At 62.6% G+C, this 19,609-nt stretch carries 13 protein-coding genes; 6 read left to right on the forward strand and 7 right to left on the reverse strand.

Annotation, left to right across the window (positions count from 1 at the left end; genetic code table 11):
- Positions 1-7: 7 nt before the first annotated feature.
- The 3 genes from H2170_16575 (at position 8) to H2170_16585 (ending at position 2,894) form a co-directional block, all read left to right on the forward strand.
- Positions 8-1,096 (forward strand): lipid A deacylase LpxR family protein, encoded by a 1,089-nt coding sequence (locus H2170_16575; protein ID MCS6301686.1) that lies wholly within the window; start codon positions 8-10, stop codon positions 1,094-1,096.
- A 55-nt stretch (positions 1,097-1,151) separates the two neighbouring features.
- Positions 1,152-1,877 (forward strand): sugar isomerase domain-containing protein, encoded by a 726-nt coding sequence (locus H2170_16580; GenBank protein ID MCS6301687.1) that lies wholly within the window; start codon positions 1,152-1,154, stop codon positions 1,875-1,877.
- A gap of 135 nt (positions 1,878-2,012) precedes the next feature.
- Positions 2,013-2,894, forward strand: coding sequence for an ATPase (locus H2170_16585; GenBank protein MCS6301688.1), 882 nt, complete (start codon positions 2,013-2,015; stop codon positions 2,892-2,894).
- A gap of 220 nt (positions 2,895-3,114) precedes the next feature.
- Here H2170_16585 and H2170_16590 read toward each other — a convergent pair whose 3' ends face one another.
- A complete protein-coding gene (locus H2170_16590; GenBank protein ID MCS6301689.1) occupies positions 3,115-3,825 on the reverse strand; it encodes a response regulator transcription factor in 711 nt (236 codons plus the stop codon).
- A 566-nt stretch (positions 3,826-4,391) separates the two neighbouring features.
- Positions 4,392-6,821, reverse strand: a complete 2,430-nt coding sequence (locus H2170_16595) for an alpha-L-rhamnosidase N-terminal domain-containing protein (GenBank protein MCS6301690.1) — start codon at positions 6,819-6,821, stop codon at positions 4,392-4,394.
- Positions 6,822-7,122: 301 nt separating this feature from the next.
- Between H2170_16595 and fucO the strand changes: the two genes are divergently transcribed.
- The gene (gene fucO / locus H2170_16600) at positions 7,123-8,280 is read left to right on the forward strand and encodes a lactaldehyde reductase (protein ID MCS6301691.1); all 1,158 of its coding nucleotides are present in this window, start codon (positions 7,123-7,125) and stop codon (positions 8,278-8,280) included.
- Positions 8,281-8,637: 357 nt separating this feature from the next.
- The gene (locus H2170_16605; protein MCS6301692.1) at positions 8,638-9,936 is read left to right on the forward strand and encodes an ammonium transporter; all 1,299 of its coding nucleotides are present in this window, start codon (positions 8,638-8,640) and stop codon (positions 9,934-9,936) included.
- Positions 9,937-9,971: 35 nt separating this feature from the next.
- Here H2170_16605 and H2170_16610 read toward each other — a convergent pair whose 3' ends face one another.
- From H2170_16610 to H2170_16620, 3 genes are all read right to left on the reverse strand, one after another.
- Positions 9,972-11,417 carry an NAD(P)H-binding protein gene (locus tag H2170_16610; GenBank protein MCS6301693.1) on the reverse strand — a complete coding sequence of 482 codons (1,446 nt, stop codon included), beginning with the start codon at positions 11,415-11,417 and terminating at the stop codon, positions 9,972-9,974.
- A 373-nt stretch (positions 11,418-11,790) separates the two neighbouring features.
- Positions 11,791-13,677: a tRNA uridine-5-carboxymethylaminomethyl(34) synthesis enzyme MnmG gene (gene mnmG / locus H2170_16615; GenBank protein ID MCS6301694.1), complete on the reverse strand. Its 1,887-nt coding sequence runs from the start codon at positions 13,675-13,677 to the stop codon at positions 11,791-11,793.
- A gap of 277 nt (positions 13,678-13,954) precedes the next feature.
- Complete coding sequence (locus H2170_16620) at positions 13,955-14,221, reverse strand: hypothetical protein (GenBank protein ID MCS6301695.1); 267 nt, start codon at positions 14,219-14,221, stop codon at positions 13,955-13,957.
- Positions 14,222-14,279: 58 nt separating this feature from the next.
- On the opposite strand from H2170_16620, the gene H2170_16625 reads away from it, so the two are divergent.
- The gene (locus H2170_16625; protein ID MCS6301696.1) at positions 14,280-15,869 is read left to right on the forward strand and encodes a transposase; all 1,590 of its coding nucleotides are present in this window, start codon (positions 14,280-14,282) and stop codon (positions 15,867-15,869) included.
- Positions 15,870-15,907: 38 nt separating this feature from the next.
- Here H2170_16625 and H2170_16630 read toward each other — a convergent pair whose 3' ends face one another.
- Entirely contained in the window at positions 15,908-17,290 is a 1,383-nt protein-coding gene (locus tag H2170_16630) for a transposase (protein ID MCS6301697.1), read from the reverse strand.
- A gap of 167 nt (positions 17,291-17,457) precedes the next feature.
- Positions 17,458-18,855 carry a tRNA uridine-5-carboxymethylaminomethyl(34) synthesis GTPase MnmE gene (gene mnmE / locus H2170_16635; GenBank protein ID MCS6301698.1) on the reverse strand — a complete coding sequence of 466 codons (1,398 nt, stop codon included), beginning with the start codon at positions 18,853-18,855 and terminating at the stop codon, positions 17,458-17,460.
- Between the last annotated feature and the right edge of the window lie 754 nt (positions 18,856-19,609).

Raw genomic sequence — 19,609 nt, forward strand, 5'->3', positions numbered from 1 at the left:
CGCACCGATGAAAACGTGGTTAACTTCCCTGCTCTTGCTCGCCTCGCTGCTCGCCCCTACGAGCGGCGGCGCAGCAGAGCCTGCGGACGCGCCTGCACCCACCGCAGAGCCCGCCGCGCCTGTTCCCATCGTACTGGAGCGCCTGCGCTTCGGCTCCATCTCCGTCTACACCGAGAACGACAAGTACCTCGGCGGCACCGACGAGCACTACACCAACGGGCTGAAACTCTCGTTGCTCTCCACCGATCTGCGCAGCTTCTCCGACGACTCCGTACCCGCCCCGGTGCGCGGGCTTTCCAAACTATTCGGCAGCTGGGTCGAGCCCGACCAGGCCTACAAACTCGGCCTGACTCTCGGGCAAAACCTCTACACCCCGGCGGACACCGCCACCCCACTTTTTCAACCCAACGACCGCCCCTACGCCGCGTGGCTCTACATGGGCGTCGCCTTCCACGTCTACCACCCCGCCGCCGAAACCGGCGGGGCCGACCGGCTCGACGTGTTTGAAATCAACGGCGGAGTGGTCGGTCCCGCCGCCTTGGGTCGCGCGACCCAGAACGGTTTCCACGACGTCATCGGGGTTGCGCATGCGGAAGGCTGGGAGCACCAAATCGAGACCGAGCCGGGCATGAATTTCGGGTACGAGCGCAAGTACCGCTTCGCCACCCGCAACGCGCGCACCGGTTGGGGCGCGGACGTGATCCCGCACGCCGGACTGAGTTTGGGCAACGTGTTCACCTACGCCAACGCCGGCTTTGAAGTGCGCGGCGGCTGGTGCCTGCCGTCGGATTTCGGCAGCAACCTGATCCGTCCCTCCGGGGATTCCAACGGCCCGCGCCGTGCCCCGTTTAACGTCCTGGTGTTTGCCGCCACCGACGGCCGTGCGGTGGCCCGCGACATCACGCTCGACGGCAACACCTTTAGCGACAGCCCCTCGGTCGACAAAAACCCCTTCGTCGCCGACCTCTATGCCGGCATCGGTTTGGGCACCACGCACTGGCAGTTAACCTACGCCCAAGCCTACCGCACCCGCGAATTCCGCGGCCAGGACCACCTCTCCATCTTCGGCTCCCTCAGCCTCACCTTCTTTTACTGAATGAGCTAAGAGCTTGAAGCTAATAGCTCACAGCTCCCAGCTCTTAGCTCTCCATATGTCCCTCGCCGATACCTACTTCGCCACTGCCACCTCCATGCTCGCCTCAGCGCGCGAGAAAAACATGCCGGTTATCCGCGCCGTCGCCCCGCTCATCGGGGCCTCCATCGCCGCCGGCGGGGTTTTGCACACCTTCGGCAGCGGCCACTCCGAACTGATCGGCCGCGAGATCATCGGGCGCGCCGGCGGCCTCATGCCCGTCACCGGCCTGATCGACCCGGGCTACGGCTTTTCCGAAAACGTGGTCGGCTACGGTTCGCGCCTGGCCGAGCGTTACGACAACCACTACCAGCTGCTCCCCGGCGAAACCATCGTCGTTATCTCCAACTCGGGCAAAAACGCCTCGCCCATCGAGGTCGCCCTCTACGCCAAAAAGAAGGGCCTGCACGTCATCGCGCTCACCTCGCTGGCCATGAGTACCACCGCGAAAACCGTCCACCCCGGCGCGCAAAATCTCCACTCCATCGCCGACTACACCTTGGACAACCTCGGGGTGACCGGCGACGCCATCACCGAGGTCGCCCCCGGGCGCTTTGCCGGCCCGACCTCGACGCTGATCGGCGCCACCCTGCTCAACCTGCTCACGCTCGAAGTGATCGACTGGCTGGTGAGCAACGGCCACCCGCTGCCGCTGGTCACCAGCCAAAACATCCCCGGCGGCATGGAGGCCAACATCGCCCTCTCCAAAACCTACCGCACCCGCCTGAGCAAACTGATCGGCTAACGCGCCCCAGCGGAGGGGTTACACAGAGGGCACAAGAGGCGTCACGGAGCGCACGGAGTTCGAATCCCCATAGCCACCTCTCCGTGAACTCTGTGCCGCCTCGCGTGTCCTCGGTGTAACTTCTCCCCTTAAAAAATGAAAATCGGCGTTGATGGCGGCGGCACCAAGACTGAGCTCATCCTCATCGACGAGATGGGCGAACTCGTCGAGCGACACCTCGCCGGCGGCTGCAACCCGAGCATCGCCGGGCCCGAGGCTGCGCGCAAAACCCTCGCCACCGCCCTGTCGCGCATTCGCGCGCACCACCCGGTTTCCCACACGCTGCTATGCATGGCCGGAGCTACCAGCTTCTGGAGCGAAACCGCCGCCACCCTCCAATCCGATGAAAGCTTCGGCAAAGTCGTCGCCTGCGACGATTCTCGCCCCGTGCTCGAGCTGGCCACTGGCGGAAAGCCCGGCCTGGTTCTGCACGCCGGCACGGGCTCGTTCGTCGCCGCGCAAGCCCCCGACGGCACGCTGCACTACGCCGGCGGCACCGGCTGGCGCTTTGGCGACCCCGGCAGCGGCTACGACCTGGGCCGCCGCGCGGTTTCCAAGGCGATCTTGGAGCTGCAAGGTTGGCAACTCACCACCCGGCTTTCGACCCTGGTTCGCGACCACACCGGCCTGACCACCGCAGCCGAAATCACGCGGCACTTTTACCAACACTCCGAACCCAATAAGCAGATCGCCGCCCTCGCCCCCGCGCTCCTGCGCCTGGCCGCCGAGGGCGATCATGCCGCCCACCAGGTCGTCGCCGAGTCGATCACCGCGCTTTTGCAAATCGCCGAGGACGTCATCACCAAACTGTTTCCCGGCTGGCACCGCGACCTGCTACGCACCGGAGTGACGGGCCCGATTCTCACCCACGCCGCGGTGCGCCCGCTGCTGGGCACGCGCAGCTCGCTGCAACTGCGCACGATCACCGAGCCCCCGATGGAAGGCGTGCGCCGGCTGCTGGTGCGCGCGGGCGCGTAGTAGGCAGTAACATTAAAGTGCCGGATCAAACCAAGGCAGTTTAGCCGCGAAAGAACGCATAGAACGCAAAGAACAAACCCTGTATTTCTATGCGTTCTTTGCGTTCTTTCGCGGCTAAAAGGATCGAAGTGTTTTCTGTTTTTTCAGGGCCGGCAGAATGCGACATCCTGAATGTTACTGCCTACTACTACCACTCGGCCTCGCGCGCCGCACACCGCCTCTACTCAGCGGTGCGTTTTTCGGCGATACGGTAACCCACCCCGCGCACCGTCTCGATCCAGTCCGCCTCGGTGCCCAGTTTCTCGCGCAACCGCCGCACATGCGTGTCAACGGTGCGCGTCTCGATCTCGGTCTCGTAGTTCCACACGTTGAGCAGCAAATGCTCGCGCGTTTGCACCCGGCCGCGGCGCTCCATCAGCAGTTTCAATAAATTAAACTCCGTGGCTGTAAGCTCCAGCGGCTGGCCGTGGAGTTGGACCACATGGCGCTCCGTATCGATTACGATTTCGCCGACTTGAATACGCTTGGGCACCTCGGGAACGACCACCGCCAAGCGGCGCAAAATCGTCTGCACGCGCAGCACGAGTTCTTTGGTGCTAAAGGGCTTGCAGATGTAGTCATCCGCCCCGGTTTCCAATCCCTGGATACGGTCGTTCTCCTCGGCCTTGGCGGTGAGAAAAATTACCGGCACTTTTTTCAGCTGGGGGTCGGCCCGCAGCATGCGGCAGATCTGGATGCCGCTGAGCTCGGGCATCATCACGTCGAGGATGACCAGATCGGGCAAAAACGTGCGGGCGATGCCAATGCTGCGATTGGGGTCGTTGACGACTTCAACCTGGTAACCCTTGGCCTTAAGATGATACGCGACGAGGGTGGACACGTCAGACTCGTCGTCCACGACCAGGATTTTTTGCGGGAGAGGTTCGGCCATATCTTGGAGCGCAGGCATAGCCGAAGAGCCGACCCGCTCCCAGAGAATTTACCCAACGTTGCACAATCGTTACAACGTCGCCGGATCGTCACCGCGTGATGGAAACTGGACTTTGGGCGCCTAAACCCAACCCACACACCTCCTTGAGCTCACGCTCAAGGCCACACTTGGCGCGGTTCACCCGGGGGACTGCATTTGTCGGGACCAGCCCCGCCCAACTCATCCCGTGTTGCGTTGGCCGACGTGGCCTTGCGCGTGAGCGCGAGGGGCTTTCTTCCGGCGCGCTTTGCGCTCCCCTCCTTGAGCTCACGCTCAAGGCCACACTTGGCGCGGCTCACCCGGGGGCCTGCATTTGTCGGGACCAGCCCCGCCCAACTCATCCCGTGTTGCGTTGTCCGACGTGGCCTTGCGCGTGAGCGCGAGGAGCTTTCTTCCGGCGCGCTTTGCGCTCCCCTCATTGAGCTCACGCGCAAGGCCACACTTGGCGCGGTTCACTTGGCGCCGCTCACCCAGCGCGACTCGCCCGATCAACTCATTCGGCACGCAACGCATCCCACGAATGGCCATCAGGGCTTCGGCTTCACCACCGCTTCCGTCAGCAACTGTTTGCCGCTGTGCAGGGGCTTCTCCGCTCCCGAGGGCAGGATCGCCACCGCCTCAACTCCCTTGGGAATGATCGCTTCCAGCCGGAAGGTTTTACCGTCCGCACGCCAGCGACTGACCACCCGCCCGGCCGGCGTTTCCACCGTGCACTCGGCGTTAGTCAGCGCGCCGGGATTCGGCGCGATGATGATTTTCTTCCAGCCAATCCCGCCGGCGGGCTGCCGGATCCCGCCCACGTAGCCATAATACCACTCCATCACGTGGCCGAGCATGCAGTGGTTGAGCGACTGGTAGCCGTCCATCATCGCGTCCCAGGCCTCCGGCAGCGAAGTCAGCCCCTTTTTCAAAATGCCACCGTAACTGCCGACTCCGTCGCGTGAATACACCCGGTGCAGCACGTCGGAGCGACCTGCCTCGGCCAGCGCGCGGATGACATACACATGGCCCACGTCGCCCGCGGTCTGCTGCCAGTCGCGCTTTTCCAAATCAGCTATCAGGTCGTCCAGCAGCAACGCGCGGTCGGAGTCCGGAACCACGTCGGCGCACAACGCCATGGCGTTGGCGCATTGCGGACCGCCCGAATGGCGGAGCTTGCGCGTCACCGAATCCTGAAAGTGGCGCTGGAAATCCGCCGCGATGCGGGCGTGCAGCGCATGATAGGTTTTCGCCTCCTCGGGCAGACCAAGCACTTCGGCCGCCTGGGCAACCGCCCGCGCGCAAAGCGCCCAGGTGGCGGTGGCCGACAGGTTGGCCGGGGTAAAGCGCGAGGGTCCCGGTTTCTCGCCGTGGCCGTAATCGTACCAGTCGCCCAACCCGCCCGGGGCTAGCCCGTCCTTGGCCTCGGTCTGAATGTAGTCGGTGAACTGGCGCATCATCTCGAAGTTGTCGCGCAAGATTTGCACGTCGCCGTACCACTCGTAATGCCGCCAGGGCAGCAGCGCCGCCGCCGCGCCCCACTCCACCGTCCACTGGAAACCGGCGCCAAACTTCGGATATCCTGGGGCCACCGTGCGCACCCGGCCACTGGGCTCCTGGGCGTCGCGCACGTCACGGATGATTTTAGCGAACCACGTGCGGCAGTCGTAGCGGTACTGAAAACTGGGAGCGAGCAGGTAGGAGGTCTCCAGCCAGCCGAGCTTTTCGCGGTGCGGGCAGTCCGTCATCACCCAGCTCATGTTGGCGCGCATGGCAGCATCGATGATCCGGTGCGTGCCGTTGTAGAGTTCGCTCGACGTCTTGAACGTGCCCGCCTCGGGCAACGCAGCGCGCACGTCGACTAGCTCCAACCGGCGAATCACGGGCAGGTTGTGGGGATTAGGATGACCCGGCTGAACCGCCCCGGTGACCTCGACAAATTGCATGCCGAGATAAAACGAACCCCACTGGCGGGTCAGCGATTGGCCGTCGGTGATGATCTCGCAACCGACCACGTAATCTCCAAACAGCCGGTCTTGCGCATTCTTGTGTTCGCCGCAGCGAAAACTCACCCGGTCGCCGGCCTTGCCTCCCGCCAACTCAACGCGCAACTGCGCGGCCATGTTTTGCGGAAAACTGTAGAGGAACGTCGCCGGTGCCTCCGCAGGCACAGCGGCTGGCTGAGCACCCGGTTGCTCGGTGTCGGGCGAGGCGTTCACCGGCGCGGGCGCTTGTGTTTGCGCCTGTCTGACAGAGATCGGCTTCTGGTGGGCGAAGGTTGAAATGCAGGGAAAGAGCTGCGGCTCCAGCCGGGCCGCGGGCGTGGGGGTTTCACGTGCCGTTTGCCAAGTGCGGTCGTCGAAACCCACCCGGTCCCAGCCGGGCAATTGCCGGCGCGCATCAAAATCCTCGCCGGCGTAGATGTGCGAGAAAACCACCGGGCCGTCCGCCAGGCGCCACGAGGCATCGGTGCCGATGCGCACCACGGTGCCGTCTTTTTGGGTGGCGGTGATTTCCGCGCACAGCAGGAAGGGCTCGCTGGGGGTGCGCTGGACGCCTCCTTTATTATAACGGCCAGCGGGCGGGTTGGGGTTATGCCAAAAGGAATTATAGAGCATCACGCCGAGACAGTTCGGGCCGGCCACCAGCGCGGGGGTCAAATCGAAGTCGCGGTAATAAAGGGTCTTTTCATAGTCCGACCACGGCTGGTTGATGGCCGTGGCGGCCAGCGGCCGGCCGTTGAGGCTGACCTCGTAATCGCCCAGGCCGATGATGCGCAGGGTGGCACTTTTCGGCTTGGCCGAGAGGGTGAATTCCTTGCGGAAAAGCGGGCCGGCCGCGTCCGCCGCGCGCCCGACCGGTGGGGCGATGAACTTGGCTTGTTCGAACTCCGCCGCGCTGGCGGAAAGGACGAGGACCGTCATGCTGGCGAGTCCGAGAATGAGTCGGAGCTTGGAGCGTAAACGCGGGAAGGTCATTGGATTGGGGGGGGGGGTACCAGCGCAATTGAGTCTTTTGGAGGCAGAAGGGCGAGGGATTTAGCCCAAGCACAGTTTCCAGGCCGGGCAGGTTATGGCGGTTTGATCATGTATCCGTGTGCCCCGGCCTCGACCGCGCAAGACAGGTCGGGGCCAATGCTGTTTCAGCCGTTCACCAAGCGCCGTTTCCCTCCGCTTCAGCTATCACCTGCGCTTCTGGGCTAGTTTCAAAATCGTTCAACTTATCTCAATTACTATCTAATCGCTGGGCTTGAGCGGGGTCATCCGCTACGCTGCCTGGATGGCTAATCGTATTATCCTTAACGAAACGTCCTACTTCGGTCCGGGTTCACGCAGCGTGCTTCCTGACGAAATCAAACGCCGCGGCTTCAAAAAAGCGCTCTTCGTCACCGACAAGGAACTGATCAAATACGGGGTGGCCCAGAAGGTCCTCTCCGTACTCACCGCGGCGGGCATCCCCCACGTGATCTACGACGACATCAAGCCGAACCCGACGATCGCCAACGTCACCCAGGGCATCGCCGCGTTCAAAGCCTCCGGCGCCGATTTCATGGTCGCGATGGGCGGGGGTTCCTCGATCGATACCGCCAAAGCGATCGGCATCGTGGTCAACAACCCGGAGTTTGCCGACATCACTTCGCTCGAGGGGGTCGCTCCCACCAAAAACCGCAGCGTGCCGATCATCGCCCTGCCCACCACCGCCGGCACCGCAGCCGAGGTGACCATTAACTACGTGATCACCGACGAAAAGGCGGTGAAGAAGATGGTCTGCGTGGACCCCAACGACATTCCTGTGCTGTCGATCGTCGACGCCGAGTTGATGTATTCGATGCCCAAGGGCCTGACTGCCGCCACGGGCATGGACGCGCTCACCCACGCCATCGAGTGTTACCTCACCCGCGCCGCCTGGACCATGTCCGACATGTTCGCGTTGCAGGCGATCAAGATGATCGCGGCCAGTCTCGCCGAAGCGGTTAACACCCCGACTTCCTCAGAGGCGCGCAACGGCATGGCGGTGGCCCAATACATCGCCGGCATGGGCTTTTCCAACGTCGGTCTGGGCATCGTGCACTCGATGGCGCACCCGCTCGGCGCGTTTTACGACACCCCGCACGGCATCGCCAACGCCGTGCTCCTGCCCTACGTGATGGAGTACAACGCGGCCGCCGCCGCCCCCCGTTACCGGGAAATCGCCCGCCAGATGGGCGTGGCAAACGTGGACGCGATGAGCGAAGCCGAGGCGGTGAAGGCCGCGATTGGCGCGGTCAAGGCCCTCTCCAAGGCGGTGGGTATTCCGGAAAAACTACGCGAAATCGGGGTTAAGGAAGTGGACCTGCCGTGCCTGGCGGTGGCGGCGTTTGGTGACGTGTGTACGGGTGGCAATCCCCGCACCACCTCGGTTCCCGACATTTTGGGGATTTACCAGACGGCGTTTTAAGAAACGAAAAGAGGGGCGGGCGGGCGGCGCTAACCTGTAAAGCCGCGCTCCCCCCAAGGCTTAACCCTCGGCACCTTCGCATCCGAACCCTCCACGGCTAGCCAACCCGTTTCGCCCGGCCAGAGTGTCACCTAATGGGTGACACTATCTGCGGACCCAACGTCCGGAGGGAGCGCTAGCAAGGGGACTGCACTTACAGGGAGCTTAAACCGGCTCCGGCAGGCTGAGTCAGGTTGGGGGCGTTTTAGTCTTTGCAGTTTCACATGAATGATTCTCATGGGCCGCTGCAACGCCGTCCCGCCTGAGTAATTCACTCAGGCGGGACAACTCTCCACGCCCATCCTTGAATTTTTAACCATGTCCGCCCTCCGCTCCCGTTCCCTCTCCCTGATCGGCGCCGGCCTGCTGTCCCCCGCCGTAGCCGCAGCCCAAACCGCCGCCGCGCCCTCCCCCGCGCTCAGCGCCGGCGACACCGCGTGGATGCTCACCGCCACCGCGCTGGTGCTGTTCATGACCCTGCCGGGCCTGGCTCTATTTTACGGCGGCTTGGTGCGGGCCAAAAACTACCTCTCGGTGCTCATGCACTGCGTGGCGGTAGCCGGGCTGGCCTCGGTCCTGTGGGTCGTCGGCCTCTACAGCCTGAGCTTCACCCCGGGTAACGGCTGGATCGGCGGCCTCAGCGCCCTCGGCCTGCACGGAGTCGGCGGCCTGGCCGGGCGCACCTATCCGGAAACCGTGTTTGTGATGTTCCAGATGACTTTTGCGATCATCACCCCCGGGCTGATCATCGGCGCTTTTGTCGAACGCCTGAAGTTCAGCGCCATGCTGCTGTTCACCGCGCTTTGGCTGGTGTTGGTTTACGCGCCGGTGACGCACTGGGTGTGGGGCGGCGGCTGGATGCAGCAACTCGGGGTAATCGACTTAGCGGGCGGCATCGTCGTCCACGCAACCGCCGGCATCGCCGCGCTGGTGTTGGCCTGGTTGGTCGGCCCGCGCGCCGGTTATCCCGCGCACATGCACCCGCCCCACAGCCCGGGCCTGGTCATGATGGGCGCCGGCATGCTGTGGGTCGGCTGGTTTGGCTTTAACGCTGGCAGCCAGGGCGGGGCTAACGAGGCGGCCGGGCTCACGATGTTGGTCACCCACATCTCGGCGGCGGTCGGCGGCCTGACGTGGATGGCCCTGGAATGGCGAAAGAACGGCAAACCCGGCCTTGTTGGCATCGTGACGGGCTTAGTGGCGGGTTTAGCCACGATTACGCCCGCATCGGGCAACGTCAGCCCGCTGGGCGCGGTCCTGATCGGCTTCTTGGCCGGGTGCGTCTGCTATTACATGTGCGTACTGATTCGCCGAAAGCTGCGCATCGACGACGCGCTCGACGTGTTTGCGGTGCATGGGGTGGGAGGCATTTTGGGCACGCTGTTGTTGGCGGTGCTCGGCTCGCCCCGTTTTGGCGGCCACGGCGTCGACCACATCGGCGCGCAATTTTTAATTCAGGCCAAGTGCGTCGGCTTCACCCTGCTCTGGTCCGGCGTGATCAGCCTCGTGATCGGCCTGGTGATCAAAAAAACCATCGGCCTGCGGGTGGACGAGTCGGCCGAAGACATCGGCCTCGACCAAGCCGAGCACGGCGAAACCGCCTACCACCTCGAATAAGTGCGCTGGGGGAACGCCGCCCACCGCCCGAACACTCAAACCACCCGCGTGGGTTTCCCCTCTTCCGCCCCATGCCGCGCCAGATGACGGCCGAAGCCGCGCATCACCACCAGGTGGGCGATGGCCTGCGTGAGGTTGTAGAAGTACCAGGGCAGCGTCGGCGAAAAATCGTGGATCGCCGCCAACACGCAGGTGCGGTTGAGCATTTCGCGGAACTCGAGCCGGCCTTTTTTGTTGTCCTGGGTACGCGCCAGCAGGCCGCCGGTGATGTAAAACAACACCCGGTCCTCGGTGCTGCGGGTTTTCGAATAGGTCAGTTCCAACAACAACACCCACTGCGAACCGAGGTAAAAGCGGCAGCGTCCATCACCATCCACCGTACACTTGATAAACGGCCAGACGAACCGGGGCAGCCAGCGGTAATACTCCTCCGCCACCCAACGCGACGAAACCCCCGCCGGCAACGGCAGGCGCTGCACCGAGCGCACCCGCTTGGCCGCACGCATCGCCAGCTCATCTCGCGGCCGCAGCGCTTCAAGCCGCGGGCGAATCAGGCGATTGTTCGCGTCGACCGACTGCCGCAGCGCTTCGCCAAAACTCATCGCGCCCACTTTCAAGTAGGCAAGCAATGGGTTTTCGTGGGCCAGCATGTCGTGCTTTAGACTCTCCACCAACGGGTTAACCAGAGCAGGCGAGGCCCCGGTGATCCACGCCACCCAAAACTTGGACAACCAATTAGGCAAAAGCGGAACCTCCACCATGCGCGGGGACCGCCCGAGGAGCTCGGCGGTTTTCTCCAGCAATTCGCGATAAGTCATCACGTCGGGCCCGCCGATATCGTAGCTGGCGCCATAGTAGGTCGGATCGCCCAGCACCCGGTCGATCGCGCGCACCACCTCTTGAATGGACACCGGCTGCATGCGCGAGCGCACCCACGACGGCAACACCATCAGGGGCAGGCGGTGCACCAGGTTGATCAGAATGCGCAACGAAGACCCGCCCGGCCCCACCACCAAACCGGCGCGCAAGGCGGTCACCGGCGTCGCCCCTGCGCCCAGCGCCTGTTCCACCTCAAGGCGGCTTGCGAGGTGCGCAGAGAGGGTCACTGCCGGCGGAATCAAGCCGCCCATATAAACGATTTGTTTGATCCCATGCAGGCGGGCGGCCCGTGCGAAGTTGTCCGCCAAAATCAGATCCAGATCCACAAATGTGCCCTGGGTAAGACGCGAAGACGGCAGCATGGAATGAACGAGATAAAGGGCGTAATCGGCGCCCTTGAGCGCCTCCTCGGTTTCCAACAGTGAAAACAAATCACACTGCCGCCACTCGACCCCAACCGTCACCGGCCCGAGGGCGGCGTGGGCCAGCGAACGGGTCAACGCGACCACCCGAAATCGTTTGGCCAGCTGGGCGCAAATCGCCTGGCCGACAAAACCGCTGGCACCGGCCACCACCACCGTGGGCTGCGTAATTGTAGTCATCACGTTAAAATGTAGTCGGTTAAACCAAGCGAATGAAGGCCCGGTAAACGCCAGAGGGAGGCGTCTGCAAGAGCGTCAGCTTCGCAAAGGCAGTCCAGGGCGCAAGCGCCGAGGCGTGGGGCTTCACCGGAGGGGGCGCATCCGTGTGGACTGGCTCGTTGCCGAAAGTAGCGCAGACTTCCAGTCTGCCTCCGACGCCGGTCGGAGCCGAACCCGGAGCAGACTGGAAGTCTGCGCTACTTTTCGATCCCGGACGACACAGAGGTCGTCCCTCCGGCTTCGTCCTCTTTCTCTTACTCTTACTCGTTCTCTCCTCCGCGGCCCTACCCTACCTGCTCCCACCCTTCGCGCCTCGCCCCTGTCCCCTACCCGCTCAGCGCCCTCCCCTACCCGCTTCGATCAAGACCATCAGCGTGCTGATATCCGCCGGATTCACCCCGCTGATCCGGCTGGCCTGGCCCAGCGTATAGGGGCGAATTTCCGCCAATTTAAGAGCACTTTCCTTCCGCAATCCACGCACCTGGGAGTAGTCGATGTGCGGCGGGATTTTGATTTTTTCGATCTCACTGAGCTTGGCGATTTGCCGCTGCTCGCGCGCCAAATACCCCTGGTGACTGACCCGATAAAGCACCTCCTGCCGCAAGCCCTCCGGCTCAGCCAAAAACTCCGCTGGTAACGCGGGCATGTTTTCCAACGGCCCGGTCACCGCGCGTCGGATCGAATCCCCAAAACTCCCCTGCCCTGCCGGCGCTTTCGTGGCCTCCAAAAAGTCGATCCAATGCTCGGTCTGCCGTTTTCCCGCCTGCATGCGCGCTAGCCGGGACGGCGACACCAACCCGTGATCCCGGGCATGGTGCTGGAGCCGCAACTCGGCACTGCCGTGGTTAAACAACAAGCGGTATTCAGCCCGACTGGTGAACATCCGGTAAGGTTCGTTGGTGCCCTTGGTCACCAAGTCGTCGATCAACACCCCGATGTAACCCTCGTGACGGCCAATGACCAACGGCGGCAGCTGACGCACCTTATTGACCGCATTTACCCCCGCCACCAGCCCTTGCGAGGCAGCCTCCTCGTAACCCGACGTGCCATTGATCTGCCCGGCAAAAAATAAGTTTTCGACCTTTTTGGACTCCAAGGAAGCGAACAACTGCGTCGGCGGGGCGAAATCATACTCCACCGCGTAGGCCGGACGCAGGATCTGGGCATTTTCCAGCCCCGGAATGCTGCGCACCATCTGCACCTGAACATCGAAGGGCAACGAAGTGGACAACCCGTTGATGTAATACTCGTTGGTCGAACGTCCCTCCGGCTCCAAATAAAGCAGATGCCGAGGCTTGTCGGCAAAACGCACGAACTTGTCCTCGATGCTCGGGCAATAACGCGGGCCGACGCCCTCAATCTCGCCCGAATACATGGCGGAGAGATGCAGGTTGTCGCGAACCAACCGGGCAGTTTCAGCGGTGGTGTGGGTCAGCCAGCAAGACACCTGATTGGTGTCGTGGGCCCAACCCAGACGCTTTTCGCCGGTCTGTTCCACGTGGAACAGGTCTTCCGGATCACGGCTGTCGTAGAAGGCGAAGCGGGTGGGCACCTCGGACCCGCGCTGCTCCTCCATCTTGGTAAAATCCAGGCTGCGACCGAGCAAACGGGGCGGCGTCCCGGTTTTGAGCCGTCGCAGCTCGATTCCGGCCTCCAAAAAGCTCGCCGAGAGGGTTTTGGCCGAAAAATCACCCAACCGACCGCCTTCGTTCTTGTTTTGGCCGATGTGCATGAGCCCGCGCAGGAACGTCCCAGTGGTCACGATCACGGTTTTTCCCACAAATTCGATGTCCAGGTTGGTCCTAACGCCAGTGACCGTCTGACCCTCGTAAATGAGCCCCGTCACCGTGGCCTGGAAAACCTGAAGGTTGGGCTGCAATTCCAGGGTGTGCTTCAGGCGGAATTGATAGGCCTTTTTATCGCACTGGGCGCGGGGCGACTGCACGGCCGGCCCCTTGGACTCGTTGAGCAGGCGAAACTGGATGGCCGTGAGGTCCGTATTAATCCCCATTTCGCCGCCCAGGGCGTCGATTTCACGCACCATTTGACCCTTGGCCTGCCCGCCAATGGCTGGATTACAGCTCATTTGGGCGATCGTATCGATGTTGCCCGTGAGCAGCAGGGTGGAGGCCCCCATGCGAGCGGCCGCCAGCGCGGCCTCGCAGCCAGCATGGCCGGCACCGCAAACGATCACATCAAAGGGAGTGGAGTTAAAAATCATGCGGAAGGGGAGTAACCACTAATGAACACTTATGGGCACTAATGAAGGCAGAAAGTCGACAGCCCGAATACCCCAGATTCTTAACCGCTAATGGGCGCTAATGGACGCTAATTACGCGTCGACTAATTCCAAGCCGCTCGAGCCTTTTAGCCGCGAAAGAACGCAGAGATCGCATAGAACTAAACCTAAATCCGGCAATAGAAAGTGCGGCCGGCGGGCGTTGCCCGTCGGATAGATGAGGGTGGAGAGTGCTGCGGCAGGCTGAACGGAAGCGCGATCAGCTTGGGGCGGTGGCCAAAGGCGGTTCAGGGCCGAGTACAGGGAAGTTTTCCTGTAAAATCCTCGCTACGATTTGCCCCCAGCGCTGGGCGACACTCCATTGCTCCGCATTATGAAGGATACCATGTAACCATCTGGCCAGCTTTGTGATGAGTTCACTCAGGCGAGGTGCCTCGGCATGGCTCAAGCGCACGTCCAGGCGGCGTTGACCGGAGTGTTCGCTCTGCCGGGTCGCTCCGCAGAGCAGACGGGGACGTGTACTCACCCTAAATCCGGCAATAGAAACTAGCCAAAAATCACGCAGGTGATTGTTTGGCTGTCATATGCCGCCGTTTTTACCGCCGGAAAAAGCTCACCCCGAGGGTGAGTCAGAAAACCCTGATCACAAGGCAACGCCAAGCGATGCCGCCGAGGTGTTGATTGTGGATACACCCGGAGGACGTTTTCGTGCGCAGTTCGCCCCAGAGTTGCCGGTGAGCCCCTTGGGGGCACTGGTGTTTTTCACGCAGTACTTGTGTGCGACAGGAGGCTTCGAGGCACTGGTTGCGGACACGCCGCTTTGTTACAGCAGCAACCGCGCACACCGCCCTCGCGACGTGATTGGAACCCTGCTTTTGGGGATGCTCTCCGGGCACTATCGCTACGCGCACCTCGCGGCCCTGCGCGGCGACGACATTGCCCCGAGCCTGCTCGGACTTAAGTCGATTGTCAGCGAGGATTGTGTGCGCCGGGCGCTGGCTCGCATCGGTGCCGAGCAGGGGCAGGACTGGTTGCGGCGTCACCTCGACCAAACCTGTCATGGGTTTTTGGATAACCAGTGGATCCTCGACATCGATGTCACCATCAAGCCCATCTATGGACGTCAGGAAGGTGCCAGCATCGGCTATAACCCGCAAAAGCCCGGACGCCCCAGCCACGCCTACCACACCTACTGGATCGCCACCTTGCGCCTGTGTCTGGACGTGGAGGTGCACCCCGGCGATCAATCCGCCGCCGGACATGGTTTTGCGGGGCTGTGGGCGCTCATCGACCGACTGCCAGCCGAGCGCCGGCCCCATCTTTTGCGCGGTGACTGCGCCTATGGCCAGGAGGCGCTGCTCAGTGAAGCTGAAGCGCGTAAACTCAACTATTTGTTCAAACTGCGCCGCACCGCCAAGGCCCGCGAGCTGGTGGCCGCGCTTGAACGCACCACCACCACCGCTTGGACCGACGCCGGACAAGGCTGGCAGGGCTGCGAAAGCTGCCTGCGCCTGCAAGGCTGGAACCGGGCCCGACGTGTGGTGGTCTTGCGCCGTCGCCTCAACGACCAACGCCACCCCCGGGCCCGCCGCCGCCTCGTGCGCGAGCAAGCCGACCACGCTTTGCTGCTGAACATCCCCGACGCGGCCGCCTGCGAGCCGATCATCTACGAACATCAGATCCTCGTTACGAGCCTGCCCTACGAGATCCTTACCCTTGCCACCCTGTATCGGGAACGTGGGGGCGCGGAAAACCCCTTCGACGAGCTCAAGAACCAGTGGAGCTGGTCGGGGTTTACCTCCCAGGAGCTAAACTCCTGTCAGCACGCCGCGCGTTTGGCCGCACTGGTTTACAACTGGTGGACGCTCTATCACCGCCTGCTTCAACCCGGTCAGCACCACGAGGCGGTGAGTACACGTCCCCGTCTGCTCTGCGGAGCGACCCGGCAGAGCGAACACTCCGGTCAACGCCGCCTGGACGTGCGCTTGAGCCATGCCGAGGCACCTCGCCTGAGTGAACTCATCACAAAGCTGGCCAGATGGTTACATGGTATCCTTCATAATGCGGAGCAATGGAGTGTCGCCCAGCGCTGGGGGCAAATCGTAGCGAGGATTTTACAGGAAAACTTCCCTGTACTCGGCCCTGAACCGCCTTTGGCCACCGCCCCAAGCTGATCGCGCTTCCGTTCAGCCTGCCGCAGCACTCTCCACCCTCATCTATCCGACGGGCAACGCCCGCCGGCCGCACTTTCTATTGCCGGATTTAGGCTCACCGCCTCGTGGTGCTGACCGGGTTGAAGCAGGCGGTGATAGAGCGTCCACCAGTTGTAAACCAGTGCGGCCAAACGCGCGGCGTGCTGACAGGAGTTTAGCTCCTGGGAGGTAAACCCCGACCAGCTCCACTGGTTCTTGAGCTCGTCGAAGGGGTTTTCCGCGCCCCCACGTTCCCGATACAGGGTGGCAAGGGTAAGGATCTCGTAGGGCAGGCTCGTAACGAGGATCTGATGTTCGTAGATGATCGGCTCGCAGGCGGCCGCGTCGGGGATGTTCAGCAGCAAAGCGTGGTCGGCTTGCTCGCGCACGAGGCGGCGGCGGGCCCGGGGGTGGCGTTGGTCGTTGAGGCGACGGCGCAAGACCACCACACGTCGGGCCCGGTTCCAGCCTTGCAGGCGCAGGCAGCTTTCGCAGCCCTGCCAGCCTTGTCCGGCGTCGGTCCAAGCGGTGGTGGTGGTGCGTTCAAGCGCGGCCACCAGCTCGCGGGCCTTGGCGGTGCGGCGCAGTTTGAACAAATAGTTGAGTTTACGCGCTTCAGCTTCACTGAGCAGCGCCTCCTGGCCATAGGCGCAGTCACCGCGCAAAAGATGGGGCCGGCGCTCGGCTGGCAGTCGGTCGATGAGCGCCCACAGCCCCGCAAAACCATGTCCGGCGGCGGATTGATCGCCGGGGTGCACCTCCACGTCCAGACACAGGCGCAAGGTGGCGATCCAGTAGGTGTGGTAGGCGTGGCTGGGGCGTCCGGGCTTTTGCGGGTTATAGCCGATGCTGGCACCTTCCTGACGTCCATAGATGGGCTTGATGGTGACATCGATGTCGAGGATCCACTGGTTATCCAAAAACCCATGACAGGTTTGGTCGAGGTGACGCCGCAACCAGTCCTGCCCCTGCTCGGCACCGATGCGAGCCAGCGCCCGGCGCACACAATCCTCGCTGACAATCGACTTAAGTCCGAGCAGGCTCGGGGCAATGTCGTCGCCGCGCAGGGCCGCGAGGTGCGCGTAGCGATAGTGCCCGGAGAGCATCCCCAAAAGCAGGGTTCCAATCACGTCGCGAGGGCGGTGTGCGCGGTTGCTGCTGTAACAAAGCGGCGTGTCCGCAACCAGTGCCTCGAAGCCTCCTGTCGCACACAAGTACTGCGTGAAAAACACCAGTGCCCCCAAGGGGCTCACCGGCAACTCTGGGGCGAACTGCGCACGAAAACGTCCTCCGGGTGTATCCACAATCAACACCTCGGCGGCATCGCTTGGCGTTGCCTTGTGATCAGGGTTTTCTGACTCACCCTCGGGGTGAGCTTTTTCCGGCGGTAAAAACGGCGGCATATGACAGCCAAACAATCACCTGCGTGATTTTTGGCTAGTTTCTATTGCCGGATTTAGGCTAAAGGGCTTTTTCTTTGCGCTCCTTGCGCTCTTTGGCGGCCAAACTGCCTTGGCTGGCTCCGCCACGTTGAATGCTACTGCACGCTGAGACACGTGACCCGCCGCCATCACTTGCCAATACAGAAGGTTTTAAAAAGGTGATCGAGCATGCGCTCGTTGTCGATTTTACCGGCAATCTCACCCAGCGCATCGAGCGCCCCGCGCAGGTCGCTGGCCAGCAACTCGACCGGCCCAGACTCCGCAACCTGCTTACTGGCAATAAGAAGACATGAGTTCGCTCGCCGCAGCGCATCGGCGTGACGGGCGTTAATCGCAATGATTTCATCGCCCTGATCCAGCCGGAAGGCGTCGGCCAACCGGCCCACCTGGACCGTCAGCGCCTCCAGCCCGGCGCCAGTTAAAGCCGAGACCTCCAGCACCGGCAAACCAAGCGGAGACAGGGCAGGGGAGGCCATGCCGCCCGCAACCACGTGCCCGCCCGCACCTGAAACAGAACCCAGCAAATCAGCCTTATTGAGCAGCACCACCGTGTTGGCCGGAGTCAGCCGGGTAGCAACGGCTGGAGGCAGGGCAGGGCAGGGACGGGTAGCGTCGAGCACCCAGAGGAACAAATCCGCCTCGGCAGCGCGCTCCAGGGTCTTGGCCATGCCGAGTTTTTCCAGCGGGGCAGGGGCGGGATTGAGCCCGGCGGTGTCGATCAGCCGCAGCCAATGCGCCCCGAGCGAAATACGCTCCTCGATAAAGTCCCGCGTCGTCCCCGGCTCAGCGCTGACCAGGGCGCGCTCGTGGCCCACCAGCGCGTTGAGCAGGCTGCTTTTGCCCGCATTGGGCTCGCCGATGATGACCGTCCGGATGCCCTCGCGCAGCAGTTCGCCGTAGTGCTGGGTGGCCAGCAGCCGCGATGTTCCACGTAGAACACCCGCCAATTCAGCCGCCACCAAGCGGCGGTCCTCGGCAGGCAGGTCTTCGTCGGGGAAGTCGATGTAGGCTTCGATGCGCGCCAGCACCAGGAGCAGCCCTTCAGTTAACTCACCCAGATGCCGGCCAAGGCTGCCGCGCAGCTGTTGGTTGGCTGCAACCAGTGCGCGTTCACTGCGGGCGTGAATCAAATCCATCACGGCCTCGGCTTGGCTGAGGTCCATTTTACCGCCCAAAAAGGCGCGGCGGGTGAATTCACCTGCTTCGGCCGCCCGACAGCCCCTTACAAGTAGGTCCTTGAGAATGGCTTGGGCGATGAAGGGATTGCCGTGGCAGGAGATTTCCAGCGAATCCTCGCCGGTGTAGGAGCTCGGGCCCCGGTAAAAGGTGACCAGGACGTCGTCGAGCAACCGGCCGGACTGGTCGCGGTAATCGGCGTGGCGGGCCAGCCGCGGGGGCAGGGGAGTGGGCCCGAAAATCGCCTGTGCCAGGGAGGCGCAGTCCGGGCCGCTGGCCCGCACCACGGCAAGGGCGGCGGTGCCCACGGGCGTGGCGAGAGCGGCGATGGTGTCGGTCGTTCGGGACATGGCGCAGACGGAATGCGGAGACCCGCCAAAGGGCAAAATTAAACCAGCCGGGAGCGAACTGGCAGGGAAAGGTTCGCCCCGGGAGGGTCCACCTCCGTGTGGACCAGTAAGGTGCTAAAAGTAGCGCAGACTTCCAGTCTGCTCCCTGGAGTTTGGCCCCAAAACGAGTTGAGATCCGCCCCCCCCCCCCAGCTAAGGTAGAATCGTACCGCAGGTAGCAACGGCATGGGTTTCGATGAGTTCGTTGACGTGAGGGTGGCTGTTGCGAAGTCTGCGAAACTCTCCGGAGTGATCAGCTCAGATCGCCATACATGATGCGCAGCACCTGTATGGTTCTTGGCACGAGTTAAACCCGAACGCCGAAGTTTTAACCACGGAATTCACAGATGAGCACAGATAACAGAGTGTTACTGAATTTGAAGACAGGATGAAAAAAAGGGAATCAAGCTGAGTCCGTTTACCTCCTAAGGGATTGTATCTGTGCAATCTGTGTAATCTGTGGTTGGTTTGAACTTCGGAATTCAGGTTAAACGGCCAAACTCCAGACCTTGAGCGTGAGCTCAAGGATTCGGCTGATCTGCGTTCGACTAGTCAGGGGCCAAACTCCAGAGCGCAGACTTCCAGTCTGCTCCGGGTCCGGCCGAGGCAGACTGGAAGTCTGCGCTACTTTCTCGATTCCGGACGACACGAAGATCATCCCTCCGGCGGAGCGAACACGGACCCTCTGATGCGCCTATTATCGGCAACAACCCAT

The sequence above is a fragment of the Opitutus sp. genome (assembly GCA_024998815.1).
GTDB lineage: Bacteria > Verrucomicrobiota > Verrucomicrobiia > Opitutales > Opitutaceae > Rariglobus.

Excerpts from the sequence above, each read along its gene's own strand:
- H2170_16575 (MCS6301686.1), top strand. The coding sequence starts at position 8 with ATGAAAACGTGGTTAACTTCCCTGCTCTTGCTCGCCTCGCTGCTCGCC.
- H2170_16580 (MCS6301687.1), top strand. The coding sequence starts at position 1,152 with ATGTCCCTCGCCGATACCTACTTCGCCACTGCCACCTCCATGCTCGCC.
- H2170_16585 (MCS6301688.1), top strand. The coding sequence starts at position 2,013 with ATGAAAATCGGCGTTGATGGCGGCGGCACCAAGACTGAGCTCATCCTC.
- H2170_16590 (MCS6301689.1), bottom strand. The coding sequence starts at position 3,825 with ATGGCCGAACCTCTCCCGCAAAAAATCCTGGTCGTGGACGACGAGTCT.
- H2170_16595 (MCS6301690.1), bottom strand. The coding sequence starts at position 6,821 with ATGACCTTCCCGCGTTTACGCTCCAAGCTCCGACTCATTCTCGGACTC.
- fucO (MCS6301691.1), top strand. The coding sequence starts at position 7,123 with ATGGCTAATCGTATTATCCTTAACGAAACGTCCTACTTCGGTCCGGGT.
- H2170_16605 (MCS6301692.1), top strand. The coding sequence starts at position 8,638 with ATGTCCGCCCTCCGCTCCCGTTCCCTCTCCCTGATCGGCGCCGGCCTG.
- H2170_16610 (MCS6301693.1), bottom strand. The coding sequence starts at position 11,417 with ATGACTACAATTACGCAGCCCACGGTGGTGGTGGCCGGTGCCAGCGGT.
- mnmG (MCS6301694.1), bottom strand. The coding sequence starts at position 13,677 with ATGATTTTTAACTCCACTCCCTTTGATGTGATCGTTTGCGGTGCCGGC.
- H2170_16625 (MCS6301696.1), top strand. The coding sequence starts at position 14,280 with ATGCCGCCGTTTTTACCGCCGGAAAAAGCTCACCCCGAGGGTGAGTCA.
- H2170_16630 (MCS6301697.1), bottom strand. The coding sequence starts at position 17,290 with ATGCCGCCGTTTTTACCGCCGGAAAAAGCTCACCCCGAGGGTGAGTCA.
- mnmE (MCS6301698.1), bottom strand. The coding sequence starts at position 18,855 with ATGTCCCGAACGACCGACACCATCGCCGCTCTCGCCACGCCCGTGGGC.